This is a genomic window from Streptomyces sp. NBC_00986, assembly GCF_045162565.1.
Taxonomy (GTDB): Bacteria; Actinomycetota; Actinomycetes; order Streptomycetales; family Streptomycetaceae; genus Streptomyces.
Genome location: NZ_CP108733.1, coordinates 8,650,384 through 8,671,534, shown reverse-complemented (window position 1 = coordinate 8,671,534; position 21,151 = coordinate 8,650,384). Strand labels below are relative to the sequence as shown.

Sequence of the window (21,151 nt, the reverse complement as noted above, 5' to 3'; positions counted from 1 at the left end):
CCGGCGGATCTTGACCCCGTCTTCCGCACCCCCGTCCACTCCCCTACCGTTTCCCCATGAGGCTGCCGGCATGAGCGGTATCGGGCCCGTCGAATCCGTCGACTCAGCGGAGAGAGACGGGAGTTACGAAGTCATCGGGGGTGACTCACCCCGCCTGGGCGACCATTGGCACACCCTGCCGCGGCGCACCCGCAGGGCCGTGCTCGCGGCGGGCACGGTCGCCGCCGTGGGCGTCGGAGCCGTCCTCCTGCCGCCCTTCCACGACGGGCGGCAGGAGAACCCCACCCCGCCCGTGCCGTGGCCCGCGAACATCACCGAATGGCGCTACACCGGGCTCGCCCAGACCACCGACACCCCCACCACGACCGGCTTCTTCCGCTTCGCCGTCACCGTGGACAGCGGACCCCCCGTCGCCATCCGGGTCACCGGCGCCGCCTTCGACGGGCTCACCGCCCAGGCCGTCCCCGCCCCGTCCTTCACCGTCCACACCGGGGCGACCCGCCGCGTCACGGTGGAGATATCGGTTTCCGACTGTTCGGGACTGCCCCTGAATGCGGACCTCGCCTTTCTGGACGTAACGCTGCGTAACACGCGCGCAATACAACACCACAGTTTCATCTTCGGCAGCGCCTACTCCAAGGACCTTTCCCAGCTCCTCCACAGGGCCTGCGGCACGACAAACGCCAGGCCAGGCCCACGGCCAAGCGGAAGTGCAGGTTCTCAAAATGTGGACCGCGGCTGAATTCCGCCAAACCGGCTGAGACCCACCCTCCACGATCCCCGCCAACCTGCACGTCATAACAAGAAAGTCACAAGCCAGCGCACGACGATGCCCATGCCTACAGACCGGGCTTAGAGTCACGGCCAGTCACCGCTCCATCGGGAGTTGGGTACCAGCGCAGCACCTTGCCGCTCCATACCGGGGCGACGGTGTCTGCGGAAAGGACTGATTGTGCGACAGCGTTCTTTGGTGATACTGACCTCCGTTCTCACGACCGGAGCTCTGACCCTCACCGCGTGCGGCTCCCGGGACAGCGGCAGCAAGAGCGACAGCGGGTCGACCACCCTGACCATCGGTGTCGACGCCCCCCTGTCCGGCGAGAACTCCACCACCGGCCTCGGCATCCAGTACGGCGTCCAGATCGCCGTCGACGACGCCAACAAGAACAACTGGGTCCCCGGCGTCAAGTTCAAGGTCAAGGCCCTGGACGACAAGGCCCAGCCCGCCACCGGCCAGTCCAACGCCACCGCCTTCACGGGCGACAAGAGCGTCGTCGGCGCCGTCGGCCCGCTGAACTCCGGCGTCGCCCAGTCGATGCAGCAGGTGTTCGCCTCGGCCAACATGGTCGAGATCTCCCCCTCGAACACCAACCCCGCCCTGACCCAGGGCAAGGACTGGCAGACCAGCAAGACGCGGCCGTACAAGACGTACTTCCGCACCGCCACCACCGACGCCCTGCAGGGTGCCTTCGCCGCCGACTACGCGTACAACGGCCTCAAGAAGAAGAAGGCCTTCGTCGTCGACGACAAGCAGACCTACGGCGCCGGCCTGGCCGGGATCTTCAACGGCGCCTTCAAGAAGCTCGGCGGCTCCATCGCGGGCACCGACCACGTCAACACCGGTGACACGGACTTCAGCACCCTCGTCACCAAGATCAAGAACTCCGGCGCCGACCTGCTCTACTACGGCGGCCAGTACGACGAGTCGGAGAAGATCACCAAGCAGCTCAAGGGCGCCGGCGTCAAAATCCCGCTGTTCGGCGGTGACGGCATGTTCGCCACCACCTACATCCAGACCGCCGGCAAGTCCGCCGAGGGTGACCTCGCCACCTCCGTCGGCGTCCCCGCGGACACCCTGCCCGCCGCCAAGGCGTTCATCGCGACCTACAAGGCCAAGGGCTACAAGGGTGACTACGGCGCCTACGGTGCCTACGCCTACGACGCCGCCAGCGCCATCATCAAGGCCGTGAAGGCCGTCAAGGACGGCAACAGCGACAAGCTGCCCTCCGGCGACGACCTCCGCTCCAAGGTCGTCACCGCCGTACAGAAGTCCGACTTCGAAGGCATCTCCGGCAAGGTCGCCTTCGACGAGTACGGCGACACCACGAACAAGCAGCTCACCGTCTACCAGGTCACCAACGGCGCCTGGAAGGCCGTGAAGACCGGCACCTTCAACGGCAGCTGACCTCGGTCGGCGCACACAGCACCACCGCACCACGGGCCGCGCGGAAGGAGGATCCCGACCGCGCGGCCCGTTGTCACACCCCCCCACCCCAGGCACGCGATCTGTGCACACGACCACCAGCGACAATGGAGGCCACGCGGTGAACACCCTGCCGCAGCAGCTGGCCAACGGGCTGCTCCTAGGCTCGATGTACGGGCTGATCGCCATCGGCTACACGATGGTGTACGGCATCGTCCAGCTCATCAACTTCGCGCACGGCGAGATCTTCATGACCGGCGCCTTCGGCGCCCTCACGGTCTACGCCTACATCCTGCCCGACGGCACCTCGATGGTGGTCGCCGTACCACTCATGCTGATCGGCGGCGGAATCGTCTCCGTCCTCGTCGCGGTAGGGGCCGAACGCTTCGCCTACCGCCCCCTGCGGCAAGCACCACGGCTGGCCCCCCTCATCACCGCCATCGGCCTCTCCCTGTCCCTCCAGGAGCTCGTCCGGAACTTCTACCCGGGCGCCGACAAGGCCCGCTCCTTCCCCAGCCTCGACGGCAACCACGACATCGGCTCCGTCACCATCTCCGACGCCGACATCTTCCTGGTCATCGCCGCCATCGTCTGCATGTCCGGCCTCGCCTGGTTCGTCCGCAAGAGCCGCACCGGCCGCGCCATGCAGGCCACGGCCCAGGACCCGGACACCGCGCAGCTCATGGGCATCGACACCAACCGCATCATCGTCATAGCGTTCGCCATCGGCGGCTTCTTCGCCGCCGTAGCAGCCGTCTCCTACGGCCTCAAGTACGGCAACATCGACTACCGCATGGGCTTCCTGATGGGCCTCAAGGCCTTCACCGCGGCCGTCATGGGCGGCATCGGCAACATCTACGGCGCCATGCTCGGCGGAGTCGTCCTCGGCGTGGCCGAGACCCTCGCCTCCGCCTACATCAGCAAGATCCCCGGCATGGAACAGCTCGGCGGCTCCAGCTGGGCCAACGTCTGGGCCTTCTGTCTCCTCATCCTCGTACTGCTGTTCAGGCCACAGGGCCTGCTCGGCGAACGCGTCGCGGACAGGGCGTGATCACATGACCGAGACGACCAAAACCCCGGCCACCCCGCCCGCCGACGACGCCACCCCCGCGCCCGGAGCACAACGCGGCATCATCCCGCTGCCCCTCGCAGCCGCCCGCGCCCTCCTCCTGGCCGGTGGCGTCCTCACCGCCGCCTCCACGTTCCTGCGCTGGACCTGGACCTCCGACTTCCCCGGCGACCTCACCGTCAACGGCTACCCCGGCGGCCTCCAGGTCCTCACCCTCGTCGCAGGCATCATCACCGCGCTCTTCGCCCTCTCCACCTACGGCGTCCGAGGACTCGGCTGGCTCCGGCCCGCCCGCAACAACGCACCCCTCGTCCTCACCGCCCTCGGCGGCTTCGCCGTCACCTGGTACACGGTCATCGCGATCGCCGCCGAACTCGGGGGCATCGTCAACTGGGAACCCGGCACCTACATCGCCGCCGTAGCCTCCCTGCTCCCCGTCATCGGCGCCCTCGCCCTCCCGCAGGACGCCACCGACACCACCAAGGAAGCGCTCAAGGCGTACATCGCCAAGGCCGACCGCATCCCGGCCCCCCAGGCCACCGCACCCTGGATCCAGCGACTCGTCATCACGATCGTCGCCGCCCTCGCCCTCACCGTCTTCGCCTACGGCATCGACGCCGAGGACGAACTCTTCGTCGGCTTCCTCATCGTCGTCGTCTTCACCGCCTGGGCCCTGCAGACCGCCGGCCTCTTCGACCGCTTCAGCCACCTCACGGCCAACAACCGCAGCTTCGCCCTCGCCATGGGCTTCGTCGCCGCGATCGGCTTCCCCTTCACCCAGACCAACGACCACTACGCCAACCTCGGCGTCAACATCCTCATCTTCGGCACCGTCGCCCTCGGCCTCAACATCGTCGTCGGCCTCGCCGGACTCCTCGACCTCGGCTACGTCGCCTTCCTCGGCGTCGGCGCCTACACCGCCGCCCTGGTCTCCGGCTCCGAGTTCTCCAAGTTCTCCGGCGTCCAGTTCCCCTTCTGGGCCGCCGCCCTCACCGGCGCCGCCGCATCGCTGGTCTTCGGCGTCCTCATCGGCGCCCCCACCCTGCGCCTGCGCGGCGACTACCTCGCCATCGTGACCCTCGGCTTCGGAGAGATCTTCCGCATCGCCGTCAACAACATGGACGGCGTCTCCGGCCCCGACATCACCAACGGCCCCAACGGCATCCCGTCCATCCCCGACCTGTCGTTCTTCGGCTTCAACTTCGGGGACACCCACGACATCGCCGGCTTCACCATCGGCCGCTTCGCCAACTACTACCTGCTGATGGTGGTGATCATGGCGCTCGTGGTCACGATCTACCGCCGCGCCTCCGACTCCCGCATCGGCCGCTCCTGGATCGCCATCCGCGAGGACGAGACCGCCGCCACCGCCATGGGCATCAACGGCTTCCGCGTCAAGCTCATCGCGTTCGCCCTCGGCGCCACCCTCGCCGGCCTCGCGGGCACCGTCAGCGCCCACGTCACCTACAGCGTGGTGCCCAACCCGTACCAGTTCGCCGGAGCGGCCCCGCCCAACTCCGCGTTCCTCCTGGCCGCCGTCGTCCTCGGCGGCATGGGCACCGTCTCCGGACCCTTCCTCGGCGCCGCCCTGCTCTACCTGCTCCCGGAGAAGCTCGTCGCCCTCCAGGACAAGTCGCTCCTCGCCTTCGGCATCGCGCTCATCCTCCTGATGCGCTTCCGCCCCGAAGGCATCATCCCCAACCGCCGACGCCAGCTCGAGTTCCACGAGACCGGCCAGCTCGACGTACCGGACACCACGACCCTGACCGACGAACCGGCCATCACCAAGGCAGGGGCGTAGAGAGCCATGACGACACCAGTACTCGAAGCCCGTGACGTCACCATGCGCTTCGGCGGCCTCACCGCCGTCCGCTCCGTCGACTTCACCGTCAACTCCGGCGAGATCGTAGGCCTCATCGGCCCCAACGGCGCCGGCAAGACCACCTTCTTCAACTGCCTCACCGGCCTCTACGTCCCCACCGAGGGCACGGTCTCCTACAAGGGCACGGTGCTACCGCCGAAGCCCCACCTGGTGACCATGGCCGGCATCGCCCGCACCTTCCAGAACATCCGCCTGTTCTCCAACATGACGGTCCTGGAAAACGTCCTCGTAGGCCGCCACACCCGCACCAAGGAAGGCCTCTGGTCGGCCCTCCTCCGCGGCCCCGGCTTCAAGAAGGCCGAAAAGGCGAGCGAAGAACGCGCCATGGAACTCCTGGAGTTCATCGGCCTCGCCCACAAGCGCGACCACCTGGCGAGGAACCTCCCCTACGGCGAGCAGCGCAAGCTGGAGATCGCCAGGGCGTTGGCATCCGAGCCCGGTCTCCTCCTCCTGGACGAGCCGACGGCCGGCATGAACCCCCAAGAGACCCGCGCCACCGAAGAGTTGGTCTTCGCCATCCGCGACAAGGGCATCGCCGTCCTCGTCATCGAGCACGACATGCGCTTCATCTTCAACCTCTGCGACCGCGTCGCCGTCCTCGTCCAGGGCGAGAAACTCGTCGAAGGCACCTCCGACGTCGTCCAGGCCGACGAACGCGTCGTAGCCGCCTACCTCGGCGAACCGTTCGAAGGCACCCCCGACGACACGGCACCCACAGCCGGGACCACGGAAGCGGAGAGCACCACCAGCACCAAGGGAGAAGCCCAGTGACCGCACTGCTAGAGGTCGAGGACCTCAGGGTCTCCTACGGCAAGATCGAAGCCGTCAAGGGCATCTCCTTCAGCGTCGAAGCCGGCCAGGTCGTCACCCTCATCGGCACCAACGGCGCCGGCAAGACCACGACCCTGCGCACCCTCTCGGGCCTGCTGCAGCCCTCGGGCGGCAAGATCACCTTCGACGGCAAGCCGCTCAACAGCGTCCCCGCCCACAAGATCGTCGCCCTCGGCCTGGCCCACTCCCCCGAAGGCCGGCACATCTTCCCCCGCCTCACGATCGCGGAGAACCTCCAACTCGGCGCCTTCCTCCGCAAGGACAACGCGGGCATCGAGAAGGACATCCAGCGCGCCTACGACCTCTTCCCCATCCTCGGAGAACGTCAGAAGCAGGCAGCGGGCACGCTGTCCGGCGGCGAGCAGCAGATGCTGGCGATGGGCCGCGCGCTCATGTCCCAGCCGAAGCTCCTGATGCTGGACGAGCCGTCCATGGGTCTCTCGCCGATCATGATGCAGAAGATCCTGGCGACGATCGTGGAGCTCAAGGCGTCAGGCACGACGATCCTCCTGGTCGAACAGAACGCCCAAGCGGCGTTGTCGCTGGCCGACCAGGGCCACGTCATGGAGGTCGGCAACATCGTCCTCTCCGGCACAGGCGAGGACCTCCTGCACGACGAGTCGGTACGGAAGGCGTACCTCGGCGAGGACTGAGGTCCCTGTCACCGTCTCCGTTTTCTACGACGAGGCCCGCGCCCCCGAAGCTGGGGGCGCGGGCCTCGTCGTGCGTACCGTCGCGGGGTGTCAGCCCTTCGAGGACTTCTTCTCATCGGCGTCCTGGATGACCGCCTCGGCGACCTGCTGCATGGACATACGACGGTCCATCGACGTCTTCTGGATCCACCGGAACGCGGCCGGCTCCGACAGCCCGTACTCGGTCTGCAGGATCGACTTCGCACGGTCGACCAGCTTGCGGGTCTCCAGACGGAGCGTGAGGTCGGCGACCTCCTGCTCCAGCTGCTTGAGCTCGGTGAAGCGGGACACCGCCATCTCGATCGCGGGCACGACGTCACTCTTGCTGAAGGGCTTCACGAGGTACGCCATCGCACCGGCGTCCCTCGCCCGCTCGACGAGGTCGCGCTGCGAGAAGGCGGTGAGCATCAGCACGGGCGCGATGCCCTCCTCGGCGATCTTCTCGGCCGCGGAGATACCGTCCAGCTTGGGCATCTTCACATCGAGGATCACGAGGTCGGGCTTGTGCTCACGGGCCAGCTCGACGGCCTGCTCACCATCACCGGCCTCACCGACGACGGTGTACCCCTCCTCCTCCAGCATCTCTTTGAGGTCGAGCCGGATCAGGGCCTCGTCCTCGGCGATGACGACACGGGTCGTCAGCGGAGGCACGTGCGACTTGTCGTCGTCGGGCGCGTCTACGGGCTGGGGCGACTCGGGGGCGGTCACGGGGGCTCCTCGTTCAGGGCACGGGGGTAGTGCTGACAAGAGCCTACCTAGCTGCGATAAGGTAGGGGCACAGCGGGAGACCGCTGACCTTGGTTTCAAAGGGGCCCCGGTAGTCCAGCGGTAGAGACAATGGATTCAAAACCCATCAAGCGTCGGTTCGAATCCGACTCGGGGCACTTTTCCTTCAAATCGAAGGCAAACATTTAAAGCGGAGGTTCACGTTCGCGTGAACCTCCGCTTTCTGCTGCGTGTCACGACGATCACTCTCACAGAGTGTGCACATGTACGACATCAGTACACGCAAGCGAGCACTCGCGCTGCTCGAACAGGGCCGCAGCCTCAACTCCGTAAGTCGCGAGACCGGCATCTCCCGCGCCACGATCCGCTCCTGGCAGGACCGACTCGAACCCCTGCCCAGCATCACGACTCCGGCCCCCGGGCCACCCGCCGACGATCAGGCCTACGCCTACCGCCTGGGCCTCTGTCTCGGCGACGGCTGCGTCAGCGCCCACCCTCGCGGCACCGGCACTACCTCGGGATCGCGTGCGCCGACACATGGCCCGGGCTCATCCAACTGTGCCGCGAGGCCATAGCGAAGGCGCGCCCGGGCATCGGCGTCTTCGCACTCCAGAAGGAGGGCTACGTGATGGTGACCAGCTACTACCGACACTGGCCCCATCTCTTCCCCCAGCACGGCCCCGGCAAGAAACACGATCGCCGCATCGCCCTCGAACCCTGGCAACAGGACATCGTCGACGCCCACCCCTGGGAGTTCATCCGGGGTCTCGTCCACTCCGACGGCTGCCGTATCACCAACTGGACGACTCGCCTCGTCGGCGGTGAGACAAAGCACTACGAATACCCCCGGTACTTCTTCACCAACCTGTCCACGCACATCAGGCAGCTCTACACCGACACCCTCGACAAGGTCGGCGTCAGCTGGAAGCAGGCGAACGCCCACAACATCTCCGTCGCCCGCAAAGCCTCAGTCGCCCTCATGGACACCCACGTAGGCCCCAAACACTGACCCCGCAACATGACACGTCCCAACCCACCCCCACCCCCTTTGTGACCTGCCCCAATTCCCCGCACGACCGTTGACCAGCACAAACCCCACCCGCGATGTTCGGCCGCATGACACCCCTGAACAGACGAGGTTTCGTCGCGGTCGCCGCCGGTGCCGACGCTGCAGCCGTAGCGATGAGCCCGGAGTCCGCCACAGCCCTGAGTCAGGAACAAAGCCCCACAAACATGAACGAACTCAATTTCTCCAATAAAGACGACTTCGCAGCCGCCGACAAGGGATTCATCGCCGCCCTGAAACCCGGCATCGTCAAGAACGCGGCCGGAGACACCATCCGGGACAACGACGCCTACGCCTTCCTCAAAGGCAGCGCTCCGAAAACGACCAACGCGAGCCTCTGGCGTATGTCTCAACTCACCCGGAAACAGGGCCTGTTCAAGGTAACCGACCGGATCTATCAGGTCCGCGGACTCGACCTCTCCAACATGACGATCGTCGAGGGCGACACCGGCGTGATCGTCATCGACCCGCTGATCTCAGCCGAAACCGCCGCCGCAGCACGGCAGTTGTACCGGGACCACGTCGCCGACAAAGAAGTGACCGGCCTCATCTACACGCATCCGCACGTCGATCACTACGGCGGCTGCCGAGGCGTCCTCCCGGACGGTGCCGGTGACGTACCGATCATCGCGCCCGAGGGTTTCATGGAGCACGCGGTCTCCGAGAACGTATACGCGGGGACGGCGATGACCCGCCGTTCCGTCTGCATGTGCGGCGCCCAGCTCCCCAAGAGCCCTGCCGCACAAGTCGGTTGTGGGCTCGGGCAGAACATCTCCACGGGGACGATCGGGCTCCTCGAACCCACCCGGTACGTCTCGACCACCGGGCAACGCCTCACCGTCGACGGCGTCGTCGTGGAGTTCCAGCTGACGCCGGGGACGGAGGCCCCCGCCGAGATGAACTTCCTGTTCCCGGACCTCCGTGCCGTCTGCATGGCCGAGAACGCCACCCACACGATGCACAACATCATCACGCTGCGCAGCGCCCAGGTCCGCGACGCCAAGCAGTGGGCCGCGTATCTGACCGAGTCGATCGGGCTCTACGGCGGCCAGGTCGACGTCGCGTTCGCGTCGCACCACTGGCCGACGTGGGGGAACGACGAGATCGTCGAACTCCTCGAAGCGCAGCGGGACTTGTATGCGTACATGCATGACCAGACCCTGCGGATGCTCAACTCCGGTCTCACCGCGCGCGAAATCGCGGAGGAGTTCCAACTGCCGCCCGCGCTAGCGGAAGTGTGGGCGAACCGGAGTTATTACGGGTCGATCAGCCATAACGTGAAGGGCATTTATCAGCGGTACATGGGCTGGTTCGACGGAAATCCGGCTCATCTCCGGGAGCATCCGCCGGTCGCGGAGGCGAAGCGTATGTCAAAGCGTTGGGCGGTCCGGAATCCGCCCTCGCGAAAGCCCGGGCATTCGTCCGTGACGGCGATCTCCGTTTCGCCGCCACTCTCCTCAACCATTGTGTATTCGCCGAGCCCGATCGGAAGAAGCCCAGGCAACTTCTCGCGCAGGTCTATGAAAAGCTGGCGTACGCGACGGAGAACGCGGTCTGGCGGAACTTCTATCTCACGGGTGCGATGGAGTTGCGGGACGGGGTGAAGGCACCTTCGTCCACCTCCGACAGCACCGACGCAAAAGCGGCTCTCTCCGTCGATCAGCTCATCGATGCCATGTCGGTGCGGATCGACGAGCCCAAGGCGTGGGATCTCGATCTCGCCATCGACTGGTATCTCCCGGGGCAGGGCACGTACTGGCATCTCCGGCTGAAGCACGGTGTGTTGACGCGTACGTCGGGTGCCTCGCCCAACCCCTCCGCCGGGCTGACGCTCACCATGAACAAGGTGCAGTTGCTGCAGCTGTTGGCCGGGAAGGGGTTGGGGGCGATCCAGATCTCGGGTGACGTCACTCTGCTCACCACGTTGTTCTCGGTGATCGTGGCTCCTGCGGCGGACTTCCCGATTGTCACGCCGTAGAAGCAACTCGGCTCCGTTTGGCGGTACTTGGCGCTACTTGGGGCTGTCGTCCTCGCCGACGTGGTGGACGCGGACGAGGTTGGTCGAGCCGGCGACTCCGGGGGGTGAGCCGGCCGTGATGACGACGATGTCGCCCTTCTGGCAGCGGCCGTACTTGAGGAGGAGTTCGTCGACCTGGTCGACCATCGCGTCGGTGGAGTCGACGTGGGGGCCGAGGATGGTCTCCACGCCCCAGGTGAGGGTGAGTTGGGCGCGGGTCGCCGGGTCGGGGGTGAAGGCCATGACCGGGATCGGCGAGCGGTAGCGGGAGAGACGGCGGACCGTGTCGCCGGACTGGGTGAAGGCCACCAGGAACTTCGCGCCGAGGAAGTCGCCCATCTCCGCTGCCGCTCGGGCCACCGCGCCGCCCTGGGTGCGGGGCTTGTTGCGTTCGGTCAGTGGGGGCAGGCCCTTGGCGAGGATGTCCTCCTCGGCCGCTTCGACGATGCGGGCCATGGTGGTGACGGTGGCGATGGGGTATTTGCCGACGCTGGTCTCGCCGGAGAGCATCACCGCGTCCGTGCCGTCGATGACCGCGTTCGCCACGTCGCTGGCCTCCGCGCGCGTGGGGCGGGAGTTCTCGATCATCGAGTCGAGCATCTGGGTGGCGACGATGACCGGTTTGGCGTTGCGCTTGGCCAGTTTGACGGCGCGCTTCTGGACGATCGGGACCTGTTCGAGGGGCATCTCCACGCCGAGGTCGCCGCGGGCCACCATGATGCCGTCGAAGGCCGCGACGATGTCGTCGATGGCCTCGACCGCCTGGGGTTTCTCGACCTTGGCGATGACGGGGAGGCGGTGGCCTTCCTCGTCCATGATGCGGTGGACGTCGTCGATGTCATTGCCGCTGCGGACGAAGGAGAGGGCGATGACGTCGAAGCCGGTGCGCAGGGCCCAGCGGAGGTCGTCCTCGTCCTTGTCGGAGAGGGCCGGGACGGACACGGCGACTCCGGGGAGGTTCAGGCCTTTGTGGTCGGAGACCATGCCGCCTTCGACGACCTTGGTGTGGACACGGGGGCCGTCGACGGCGGTGACTTCGAGGCAGACCTTGCCGTCGTCGACGAGGATGCGTTCGCCGGTGGTGACGTCGGTGGCGAGGCCGGCGTAGGTGGTGCCGCAGGTCTGGCGGTCGCCTTCGGCGCCTTCTTCGACGGTGATGGTGAAGGTGTCTCCGCGTTCAAGGAGTACGGGTCCTTCGGTGAAGCGGCCGAGTCGGATCTTCGGGCCTTGAAGGTCGGCGAGCATTCCGACGCTGCGGCCGGTCTCCTCGGAGGCCTTTCGGACGCGCTGGTAGCGCTCCTCGTGTTCGGCGTGGGTGCCGTGGCTGAGGTTGAAGCGGGCTACGTCCATTCCGGCTTCGACCAGGGCTTTGATCTGGTCGTACGAGTCGGTGGCGGGGCCCAATGTACAGACGATTTTTGCTCGGCGCATGGTTTGAGCCTAGGCCTTACCGACGGGTAGGGAATTGGCCGTGCATGACTACTCAACAACCTTTGGGTGAAGGGTTATTGACAAGGCTTGAATGTGCGGCGGGGTGCTCCAATGAGCGTTCGAATCGTCGAATTGCGGATGCATGTCAAAGGCGCGGGGGTGCCATCGTGAAGCGTGCGTTGACCTGGGCGTAGATGTGCTGCCGTTGGGGTTCGAGGTCGAGGGGGGCTGCGGTGGTGTCCTCGCCTCCGCCGCCGGCGAAGGACATGGAGCGCATGCGGGTCTGGGGGGCACCGTAGGTCTGGGCGTTCTCGGCGCCGATGTCGGCCAGTTCCACCAGTGCGGCGAGTGTCGTGCCGAGTGCTTCGGCGTATTCGCGGGCGCGTTGGACGGCTTCGTGGACGGCTTGCTGGCGGGCCTGGCGGTGGACGGGCGAGTCGGGGCGCAGGGCCCACCAGGGGCCGTCGACGCGGGTGAGGTCGAGGTCGGCGAGGCGGGTGGTGAGTTCGCCGAGGGCGGTGAAGTCGGTGAGTTCGGCGGTGATGTTGACCCTGCCGTGGTAGCGGTGGACGCGTTCGCCGCGGCCGTGCTTGGTGAGTTCGGGGGTGATGGAGAAGCCGCCGGTCTCGAGGCGTTCGACTGCTTCGCCGTAGCTTTTGACGAGGTCGAGGACGGTGGCGTTGCGGCGGGTGAGGTCGTCGAGGGCGGTGCGGCGGTCGGTGCCGCGGGCGGCGACGGTGATGCCGATGCGGGCGATCTCGGGGTCGACTTCGAGGCGGGCCTCGCCGCGGACGGCGATGCGGGGGGCGTCGGGGGTGCCGTAGGGGACGGGGGTTTGTTGGTCGTCCGGGGCAGGGGTGGTCATACGTCCCACTCTGTCAGGTGTGCCGCCTGGTGGTCATCAGATCGAAACCTGCGGGACCTGTCGCGTGCGGTAAGAAGCGAGTAAGAATCTACGCGCGTTGTTGACCGTTTCCCGAGGAGATCCAGAGATGCCCTTGAACCGTCGGAAGTTCCTGAAGAAGTCCGCTGTGACGGGCGCGGGGGTCGCGCTGGCCGGTGCGGCGGCGGCTCCGGCGGCGCAGGCCGCGGAGAAGAAGAAGCCGGGCAGGCACGCCAAGCGGTATTCGCTGACCGTGATGGGCACGACGGATCTGCACGGGCATGTCTTCAACTGGGACTACTTCAAGGACGCGGAGTACGCGGACGCCGCGGGCAACGCGATGGGTCTGGCGCGGGTCTCGACCCTCGTGAACCAGATCCGCGACGAGAAGGGCCGTCGCAACACGCTGCTGCTGGACGCGGGCGACACGATCCAGGGCACTCCGCTGACGTACTACTTCGCGAAGGTGGACCCGATCACCGCCAAGGGCGGTCCGGTGCACCCGATGGCGCAGGCGATGAACGCGATCGGGTACGACGCGGCGGCGCTGGGCAACCACGAGTTCAACTACGGCATCGAGACGCTGCGGAAGTTCGAGGACCAGTGCCGTTTCCCGCTGCTCGGGGCGAACGCGCTGGACGCGAAGACGCTGAAGCCCGCGTTCCCGCCGTACTTCATCAAGAGGTTCCAGGTGCCGGGCGCTCCGCCGGTCAAGGTCGCGGTCCTCGGGCTCACGAACCCGGGTATCGCGATCTGGGACAAGGCGTATGTGCAGGGGAAGTTGACGTTCCCGGGGCTTGAGGAGCAGGCGGCGAAGTGGGTGCCGAAGCTGCGGTCGATGGGCGCGGATGTCGTCGTGGTGTCGGCGCACTCCGGGTCGTCGGGGACGTCGTCGTACGGTGACCAGCTGCCGTACGTGGAGAACTCGGCGGCGCTCGTCGCGCAGCAGGTGCCCGGCATCGACGCGATCCTCGTGGGCCACGCGCACGTGGAGATCCCGGAGTTGAAGGTCACGAACAAGGCGACGGGGAAGACCGTCGTGCTGTCCGAACCGCTGTGCTACGCCGAGCGGTTGAGCGTGTTCGACTTCGAGTTGGTCTTCGAGAAGGGGCGTTGGTCCGTCGAGTCGGTGGCGGCCTCGCTGCGGGACGCGAAGACGGTCGCGGACGATCCGAAGATCACGCGGTTGCTGAAGGACGAGCACGCGCTGGTCGTGGAGTACGTCAACCAGGTGGTCGGTACGGCGACGGCGACGCTGACGACGGTCGACGCGCGGTACAAGGACGCGCCGATCATCGACCTGATCACCAAGGTCCAAGAAGACGTGGTGAAGGCCGCGTTGGCGGGTACGGCGTACGCCTCGCTGCCAGTGATCGCGCAGGCGTCGCCGTTCTCGCGGACGTCTCAGATCCCGGCGGGCAACGTGACGATCCGGGATCTGTCGGGTCTGTACGTGTACGACAACACGCTGGTGGCGAAGTTGCTGACGGGTGCTCAGGTGCGGGCGTATCTGGAGTACTCGGCGGAGTACTTCGTGCAGACGGCCGCCGACGCGGCCGTGGACACGGAGAAGTTGACGAACGCTGGTGGCCGTCCGGACTACAACTACGACTACGTGTCCGGGTTCTCGTACGACATCGACATCGCGCAGGCGGCCGGTTCGCGGATCAAGAACCTGACGTACAACGGGGCGGCGCTGGACGACGCGCAGCAGTTCGTGCTGGCGGTGAACAACTACCGGGCGAACGGCGGCGGTGCGTTCCCGCATGTGGCGTCGGCGACCGAGGTGTGGTCGGAGTCGACGGAGATCCGGACACGGATCGCGGAGTGGGTGACCGCGAAGGGCGTGCTGGATCCGGCCGACTTCGCCTCGGTGGACTGGAAGTTGACGCGGAACGGGACGCCGGTGTTCTGAACCGGTTCCTGAGCTCGTCTTCCGGGGCCCGGCGACTCTGGTCGCCGGGCCCCTTCTCAGCGTTCTACGAGCGGGGTGAGGGTGCGGGTGGCCTGGCGGGCCGTGGGGATCTGGGCCTGGGGGTCAAGTCCGAACGTGGTGAAGGCGGTTCGGCCGGGGAGGGGGTAAGGCTCCTTGCCCGTGAGGGAGTTGAGGATGGTGGCGCTGCGCCAGGCGGCGAGGCCCAGGTCGGGGGCGCCGACGCCGTGGGTGTGGAGTTCGGCGTTCTGGACGTAGACCTGGCAGCCGGAGCCGGTGACGGAGGGGTCGAGGACGAGCCTGAACTGGTCGTCGATGCGCGGGCGTTCGGCGCTGTCGCGGCGCAGGTAGGGGTCGAGTCCGGCGAGGATGCGGCCGAGGGGGCGTTCGCGGTAGCCGGTGGCGAGGACGACGGCGTCGGTGGTGAGGCGGGAGCGGGTGTTCTGCTGGAGGTGTTCCAGGTGGAGCTCGACCTTGGTGGTCGCGATGCGTCCTGCGGTGCGGACGCGGACGCCGGGGGTGAGGACGGCGTCGGGCCAACCGCCGTGCAGCGTACGGCGGTAGAGCTCGTCGTGGATGGCGGCGATGGTGTCGGCGTCGATGCCCTTGTGGAGTTGCCACTGCGAGGTGACGAGGCGGTCACGGACGGGTTCGGCGAGGGCGTGGAAGTAGCGGGTGTAGTCGGGGGTGAAGTGTTCCAGGCCGAGCTTGGAGTACTCCATGGGCGCGAACGCCTCGCTGCGGCCGATCCAGTGGAGTTTCTCGTGGCCTGCGGGGCGGTGGCGGAGCAGGTCGAGGAAGACCTCGGCGCCGGTCTGTCCCGAGCCGATGACGGTGATGTGCTCGGCGGCGAGAAACGTTTCGCGGTGGGCGAGGTAGTCGGCGGCGTGGATGACGGGGACGCCGGGGGCTTCGACGAGGGGCCTGAGCGGGTCGGGGACGTAGGGGGCGGTGCCGACGCCGAGGACGATGTTCTTGGTGTACGTCCGTCCGAGGGCTTCGGCTTCTCCGTCGCTGTCGAGCTGGGTGAAGTCGACCTCGAAGACGTCGCGTTCGGGGTTGAAGCGGACGGCGTCGACCTGGTGGCCGAAGTGGAGTCCGGGGAGGCTGTCGGCGACCCAGCGGCAGTAGGCGTCGTACTCGGCGCGCTGGATGTGGAAGCGCTCGGCGAAGTAGAAGGGGAAGAGGCGGTCGCGGGCCCTCAGATAGTTGAGGAAGGACCAGGGGCTGGCGGGGTCGGCGAGGGTCACCAGGTCGGCCAGGAAGGGGACTTGGACGGTGGCGCCGTCGATGAGCAGGCCGGGGTGCCAGTCGAAGCCGGGGCGCTGTTCGTAGAAGGCGGTGTCGAGTTCGGTGAGGGGGTGGGCGAGCGCGGCCAGCGAGAGGTTGGACGGTCCGATGCCGATGCCGACCAGGTCGCGGGGTGAATCGGGTTCGTGGTGTGGGGGGTTGGGGGTCTTGGGGTGACCCGTCGGGGGGTGGTTCATCGGGGGGTGTTTCCTTCCACCAGTTTCAGGAGGGCGGCCAGGTCGTCGGGCCGGGTGTGGGGGTTGAGGAGGGTGGCCTTGAGCCAGAGCCGGCCGTCGAGCGCGGCCCGGCCGAGGACGGCCCGTCCGTCGTGGAGGAGTCGGCGGCGTACGGCGGCCACGGCGTCGTCGGTGGCGTCGGCGGGCCGGAACAGGACGGTGCTGATGACGGGCGGGTCGTAGAGCTCGAAGCCGGGGTGGTCGCGGACCAGGGCTGCGAACTCCCGTGCGCGGGCGCAGACTTGGTCGACGAGGGTGCCGAGTCCGTTGCGGCCGAGGGTTTTCAGGGTGACGGCGAGCTTGAGGACGTCGGGGCGTCGGGTGGTGCGCATCGAGCGGCCGAGGAGGTCCGGGAGGCCGGCTTCGGTGTCGTCGTCGGCGTTGAGGTAGTCGGCGCGCTGGGTGAGGGCGGCGAGGTCGCGGGGCCGGCGTACGGCGAGGAGGCCGGCGGCGACGGGCTGCCAGCCGAGTTTGTGCAGGTCGAGGGTGACGGTGTGGGCACGGTCGAGGCCGGCGAGTTTGTCGCGGTGGCGGTCGCTGAAGGTGAGGCCTCCGCCGTAGGCGGCGTCGATGTGGAGGCGGGCGCCGTGCGCGGCGCACAGGCCGGCGATCTCGGGGAGCGGGTCGATGAGTCCGGCGTCGGTGGTGCCGGCGGTGGCGGCCACCAGGACGGAGCCGCGCGCTCCCGGGAGTGCGGTGAGGGCGCCGTCGAGGGCGGCGGGATCGAGGGTGCCGGTGGGGGCCGGGACGACGACGGGGTCGGGCAGGCCGAGGAGCCAGGCGGCGCGGGGCAGGGAGTGGTGGGCGTTGCTTCCGCAGACCAACTGCACGCTGCCGCCCTGGGCTTCGCGGGCGAGGAGCAGGGCGAGTTGGTTGGCTTCGGTGCCGCCGGTGGTGACGAGGGCGTCGGCGAGGCCGATCTCGTGGGCAAGGGTGCGGGTGACGAGGGCTTCGAGGGCGGAGGCGGCGGGGGCCTGGTCCCAGGAGTCGAGCGAGGGGTTGAGCGCGCTGACGGCGAGGTCGGCCGCGGCGGCGACGGCGAGCGGCGGGCAGTGCAGGTGCGCCGCGCACAGCGGGTCGGCGGGGTCGGCGGCGCCTTCCGCGAGGGCGTGCACGAGGGTGCGCAGGGCGTCGGGGTCGCCGTCGTCGGGGAGTACGTCCCCGACGGCGTCCCTGAGCCGGGCGGCGACGGCGTCGGGGCCGCCGGCGGGGAGCGGGCCGCCGCGGGCCCGGCGGCCGGTGCCGAGGGCGTCGAGGACGGTGTCGAGCAACGGCCGCAGGGCGTCGGGTCCTTCGGGGCCTGAGGCGAGGGGGGCGCTGCTCATGCTGTCCTCCGGGGCGCGTGGCAGGGGGAGTTCCAGCTTGTACCTGGATGAGTCGACGCGCCCGGGGTGAACAACGATCAGAACCCGAAAGTGTTGTGTGAGCGGAGTGGGAGGGTCAGCGGAAGTCGTCCGCGTGGTCCTTCGCCCAGGTGCTGAACGGGCGGGCCGGTACGCCGGTGATCTCCTCCACCGTGGTGGTGATCTCCGGGGTCGTGCCGACGCTCCCGCCGAAGGCCTTGAGGAGACCGGGGAGCATCTCCGGGGGTACGTGGGGGAAGAGTTCGGGGCCGACCTCGTCCACGGGGATCTCGGTGAAGCGCAGGTCGCGGCCGGTCGCGTGGCCGATCGCGGTGATCTGCTGGGCCGTGGTGACCGCTTCGGGGCCGGTGAGGCGGTGGGCCGCTCCCTCGTGGCCGGGGTCGAGGAGGGCGCGTTCGGCGACGGCGGCGATGTCGTCCTCGTGGATCGGTGCCGAGACGCCGTCGGCGAAGGGGCCGCGAACGGTGTCGCCCGCGCGGATCTGCGGGGCCCACTGGAGGGCGTTGGCCGCGAAGGCGTGGGGTCGCAGGACGGTCGCCGCCAGGCCGCTGTCGCGTACCTGTTGTTCGGCCCTGGCGTGCCAGATGTGGATGGGGTGGCTGGTGTCGGCACCCTCTCGGATGACTCCGGAGGAGAGCATGACGACGTGCCGGACACCGGCCGCGCGGGCCGCGTCGAGCAGTACCGGGATCGTCTCACCGGTGGCCTGGAGGTTCAGGAAGAGCTGGGTCGCGCCGCTGAACAGGGCAGCGGGGTCGTCGAGTTGGTGGCGGACGACCTCCGCCTGCTGCGGTAGTCCGGCCCGCTGGGGGTCGCGCGTCAGTGCCCGCACGGGCCGGCCCGCGGCGGTGAGGCGTGCCACCAGTGCGCGGCCGACGTTGCCAGTGGCGCCTGTCACTACGATCACGGGTTCCTCCTGGGGCTGACCGTCCTTGGCGGCATCGAGCCTAGGAAGGACGATCAGCCCGCCGCATCGTCGGCGGGGACGAGGTGTGCCCGGGACGGCGTAGGGCCCGGGTCCTACGCCTCCCGTACCCGCAACGCCCGTGCCAGGTCGTCGAGTTGGTCGACGAACTTGCGGCGCAGGGACGGGATGAGGTCGGCGTCGCGCAGGCACTCCTCGCCCAGGCGCAGGGTTTCGGCGTCGACGGCGTGGGTGGGGAAGGCCCAGCGGCCGGCGGCGTCGGCCATGGCGGGGCCCCGGCGGGTGGCGAGGGCTACCGCGTCCGTGAAGAAGCGGGGCACGTACTCCCGTACCAGGTCGGCCTGTTCGGGCTGCCAGAAGCCCTGGGCGGTGGCGGTGAAGAGGTAGTTGGAGAGGTCGTCCGTGGTGAACATCGCCTCCCATGCCGTGCGCTTGGCCTCGGGGTCGGGGAGGGCGGCCCGGCAGCGGGCGGCGCCCTCCTGGCCGGTGGCGGACGGGTCGCGCTCCAGCTCGGCGGCGATGGCGGGTTCGTCGGTGGCGCCGAGGACGGCGAGACGGGCCAGGACGCGCCAGCGCAGCTCGGGGTCCAGCTCCGGGCCGCCGGGGACGGTGCCTTCGGTGAGCCAGGCGGCGATGGTGTCGGGGTGGGCGGCGACGTCGATGAAGTGCCGTACGGCGATGAGGCGCAGGCCGGGGTTGGAGCCGTCCTCGGTGCGGCGGATGAGGTCGCGGCACAGGGCGGTGAGGGTGGCGAGGGCGACCGGGCGGGCCTCGGGGGTGAGGTAGCGGTCGGTGACCTGGGCGGAGGCGAAGGCGAGGACGCCCTGGACGAGGGCGAGGTCCGTCTCGTGCGGGAGGTGGGCGCGGGCGGCGTCCAGGTAGGCGGAGGCGGGGAGTTGGCCGTCGCGGACGGTGTCGCGCAGGGCGTTCCAGACGACCGCGCGGGTGAGGGGGTCGGGGAGGCCGGAGAGGCTGGTGCGGACGGTCTCGAAGGACTCGGGGTCGAAGCGCACCTTGGCGTAGGTGAGGTCGCCGTCGTTGAGGAGCAGCAACGCCGGGCGCTTGCCGAGGGGTTGGGGCTCGGTCTGCGGCACGTCGAGGTCGATGCGCTCGCGCAGGGTGAGGCGGCCGGTGTCGCCGGGGTCCTGGTCGTACAGGCCGACGGCGATGCGGTGCGGGCGGCTGCCCGCGCGGTCGACGGTCAGGGTGTACGTGCCGTCGTCGGCGCGGGTGACGGCCGGGGTGAGGGTGTCCACGCCCGTCGTGCTCAGCCACGCGTCCGCCCACGCGTGGACGTCGCGTTCGGTGCCGGAGGCGAGGGAGTCGATGAAGTCGGCGAGGGTGGCGTTGGCGAACTTGTGGCGGGCGAAGTGGGTGTTGATGCCGGCGAGGAAGTCCTTCTCGCCGAGCCAGGCCACCAACTGCCGTAGTGCGGAAGCCCCCTTGGCGTACGAGATGCCGTCGAAGTTGAGGAGGGCGGAGGCGGTGTCGTCGACGTTCTCCGGGGCCACGGGGTGGGTGGAGGGGCGCTGGTCGGCGTCGTAGCCCCAGGCCTTGCGGACGACGCCGAAGTCGGTCCAGGTGTCGGTGAAGCGGGTGGCCTCGGTGAGGGTCTGGTAGCCCATGTACTCGGCGAAGGACTCGTTCAGCCAGATGTCGTCCCACCACTGGAGGGTGACGAGGTCGCCGAACCACATGTGGGCCATCTCGTGGGCGATGACCATGCCGCGGGTCTGCCGCTCGGTGTCGGTGACGGCGGAGCGGTAGATGAACTCGTCGCGGAAGGTGACGAGGCCGGGGTTCTCCATGGCGCCCGCGTTGAACTCGGGGACGAAGGCCTGGTCGTAGGAGTCGAAGGGGTAGGGCTCCTCGAACTTCTCGTGGTAGCGGTCGTAGCACTGGCGGGTGATGTCGAGGATCTCCTCGGCGTCCGCGTCGAGGTGGGGGGCCAGGGAGCGGCGGCAGTGGATGCCGAAGGGCAGGCCGCGGTGTTCGGTGCGGACGGAGTGCCAGGGGCCGGCGGCGACGGCGACGAGGTAGGTGGAGATGAGCGGGGTGGGGGCGGCCTGCCAGCGGCCTTCGCCGAGGTGTTCGGTGATGCCGTTGGCGAGGACGGTCCAGCCTTCGGGGGCCGTGACGGTCAGGTCGAAGACGGACTTGAGGTCGGGCTGGTCGAAGGCGGCGAAGACGCGCTGGACGTCCTCCATGAAGAGCTGGGTGTAGACGTAGGTCTCGCTGTCGGTGGGGTCCGTGAAGCGGTGCATGCCCTCGCCGGTGCGGGAGTAGCGCATGCTCGCGTCGACGCGCAGTTCGTGCTCGCCCGCGGTGAGGCCGGGCAGCGGGAGCCGGTTCTCGACGAGGTGCTCGGGGTCGAGGGGGCGGCCGTCGAGGGTGACGGAGCGCAGCTCGGCGGGCTTGAGTTCGACGAAGGTGTCCGCGTCGGCACGAGCGGTGAACGCGATGACGGTGCGGGAGTCGAAGGTGTCCTCGCCCGTCGTCAGATCGAGTTCGATCGTGTAACGGTGGACGTCGAGGAGCCTGGCACGGGTCTGCGCTTCGTCGCGCGTCAGTACGGACATGCAGGACATGCTGCCTGATGGCAC

Annotated in this window: 14 protein-coding genes, 1 tRNA gene and 2 pseudogenes; 10 read left to right on the top strand and 7 right to left on the bottom strand. The window is 68.3% G+C overall.

Annotated features, from left to right (window positions below):
• Positions 1-70 precede the first annotated feature (70 nt).
• From OG504_RS38810 to OG504_RS38785, 6 genes are all read left to right on the top strand, one after another.
• Complete coding sequence (locus tag OG504_RS38810) at positions 71-742, top strand: hypothetical protein (RefSeq protein ID WP_405993980.1); 672 nt, start codon at positions 71-73, stop codon at positions 740-742.
• Between the two features lie 225 nt (positions 743-967).
• On the top strand, positions 968-2,185 hold the full coding sequence (locus tag OG504_RS38805; protein WP_405996549.1) for a branched-chain amino acid ABC transporter substrate-binding protein: 1,218 nt from the start codon (positions 968-970) through the stop codon (positions 2,183-2,185).
• 139 nt (positions 2,186-2,324) lie between these two features.
• A complete protein-coding gene (locus tag OG504_RS38800) occupies positions 2,325-3,254 on the top strand; it encodes a branched-chain amino acid ABC transporter permease (RefSeq protein ID WP_033286784.1) in 930 nt (309 codons plus the stop codon).
• Positions 3,255-3,258: 4 nt separating this feature from the next.
• Positions 3,259-5,073, top strand: coding sequence for a branched-chain amino acid ABC transporter permease (locus OG504_RS38795; protein WP_405993979.1), 1,815 nt, complete (start codon positions 3,259-3,261; stop codon positions 5,071-5,073).
• A gap of 6 nt (positions 5,074-5,079) precedes the next feature.
• Entirely contained in the window at positions 5,080-5,925 is an 846-nt protein-coding gene (locus OG504_RS38790) for an ABC transporter ATP-binding protein (protein WP_405993978.1), read from the top strand.
• Positions 5,922-6,638 (top strand): ABC transporter ATP-binding protein, encoded by a 717-nt coding sequence (locus OG504_RS38785; RefSeq protein WP_033286781.1) that lies wholly within the window; start codon positions 5,922-5,924, stop codon positions 6,636-6,638. Before OG504_RS38790 ends, OG504_RS38785 begins: the two co-directional genes overlap by 4 nt.
• 90 nt (positions 6,639-6,728) lie before the next feature.
• Here the strand turns inward: OG504_RS38785 and OG504_RS38780 are convergent, their stop codons facing one another.
• Complete coding sequence (locus OG504_RS38780; protein ID WP_019062225.1) at positions 6,729-7,385, bottom strand: ANTAR domain-containing response regulator; 657 nt, start codon at positions 7,383-7,385, stop codon at positions 6,729-6,731.
• A 103-nt stretch (positions 7,386-7,488) separates the two neighbouring features.
• Here OG504_RS38780 and OG504_RS38775 point away from each other — a divergent pair.
• The 3 genes and pseudogenes from OG504_RS38775 to OG504_RS38765 all read left to right on the top strand — a co-directional run bounded on the left by OG504_RS38775 (position 7,489) and on the right by OG504_RS38765 (position 10,447).
• Positions 7,489-7,561, top strand: a tRNA-Leu gene (locus tag OG504_RS38775).
• Positions 7,562-7,666: 105 nt separating this feature from the next.
• A pseudogene (locus tag OG504_RS38770) lies at positions 7,667-8,412 on the top strand (helix-turn-helix domain-containing protein).
• Between the two features lie 107 nt (positions 8,413-8,519).
• A pseudogene (locus OG504_RS38765) lies at positions 8,520-10,447 on the top strand (alkyl/aryl-sulfatase).
• Between the two features lie 33 nt (positions 10,448-10,480).
• Here OG504_RS38765 and pyk read toward each other — a convergent pair.
• Both pyk and OG504_RS38755 read right to left on the bottom strand, forming a co-directional pair.
• Complete coding sequence (gene pyk / locus OG504_RS38760; protein WP_405993977.1) at positions 10,481-11,917, bottom strand: pyruvate kinase; 1,437 nt, start codon at positions 11,915-11,917, stop codon at positions 10,481-10,483.
• A gap of 145 nt (positions 11,918-12,062) precedes the next feature.
• On the bottom strand, positions 12,063-12,782 hold the full coding sequence (locus tag OG504_RS38755) for an SIMPL domain-containing protein (protein ID WP_405993976.1): 720 nt from the start codon (positions 12,780-12,782) through the stop codon (positions 12,063-12,065).
• A 127-nt stretch (positions 12,783-12,909) separates the two neighbouring features.
• On the opposite strand from OG504_RS38755, the gene OG504_RS38750 reads away from it, so the two are divergent.
• Positions 12,910-14,715, top strand: coding sequence for a bifunctional metallophosphatase/5'-nucleotidase (locus OG504_RS38750; protein ID WP_405993975.1), 1,806 nt, complete (start codon positions 12,910-12,912; stop codon positions 14,713-14,715).
• A gap of 56 nt (positions 14,716-14,771) precedes the next feature.
• Here OG504_RS38750 and OG504_RS38745 read toward each other — a convergent pair whose 3' ends face one another.
• The 4 genes from OG504_RS38745 to pepN all read right to left on the bottom strand — a co-directional run bounded on the left by OG504_RS38745 (position 14,772) and on the right by pepN (position 21,127).
• On the bottom strand, positions 14,772-16,220 hold the full coding sequence (locus OG504_RS38745; RefSeq protein WP_405993974.1) for a lysine N(6)-hydroxylase/L-ornithine N(5)-oxygenase family protein: 1,449 nt from the start codon (positions 16,218-16,220) through the stop codon (positions 14,772-14,774).
• A complete protein-coding gene (locus OG504_RS38740) occupies positions 16,217-17,584 on the bottom strand; it encodes a pyridoxal phosphate-dependent decarboxylase family protein (RefSeq protein ID WP_405993973.1) in 1,368 nt (455 codons plus the stop codon). Before OG504_RS38740 ends, OG504_RS38745 begins: the two co-directional genes overlap by 4 nt.
• Before the next feature lie 115 nt (positions 17,585-17,699).
• Positions 17,700-18,530: an NmrA family NAD(P)-binding protein gene (locus OG504_RS38735; RefSeq protein WP_405993972.1), complete on the bottom strand. Its 831-nt coding sequence runs from the start codon at positions 18,528-18,530 to the stop codon at positions 17,700-17,702.
• A 113-nt stretch (positions 18,531-18,643) separates the two neighbouring features.
• On the bottom strand, positions 18,644-21,127 hold the full coding sequence (pepN, locus tag OG504_RS38730; protein WP_405993971.1) for an aminopeptidase N: 2,484 nt from the start codon (positions 21,125-21,127) through the stop codon (positions 18,644-18,646).
• Between the last annotated feature and the right edge of the window lie 24 nt (positions 21,128-21,151).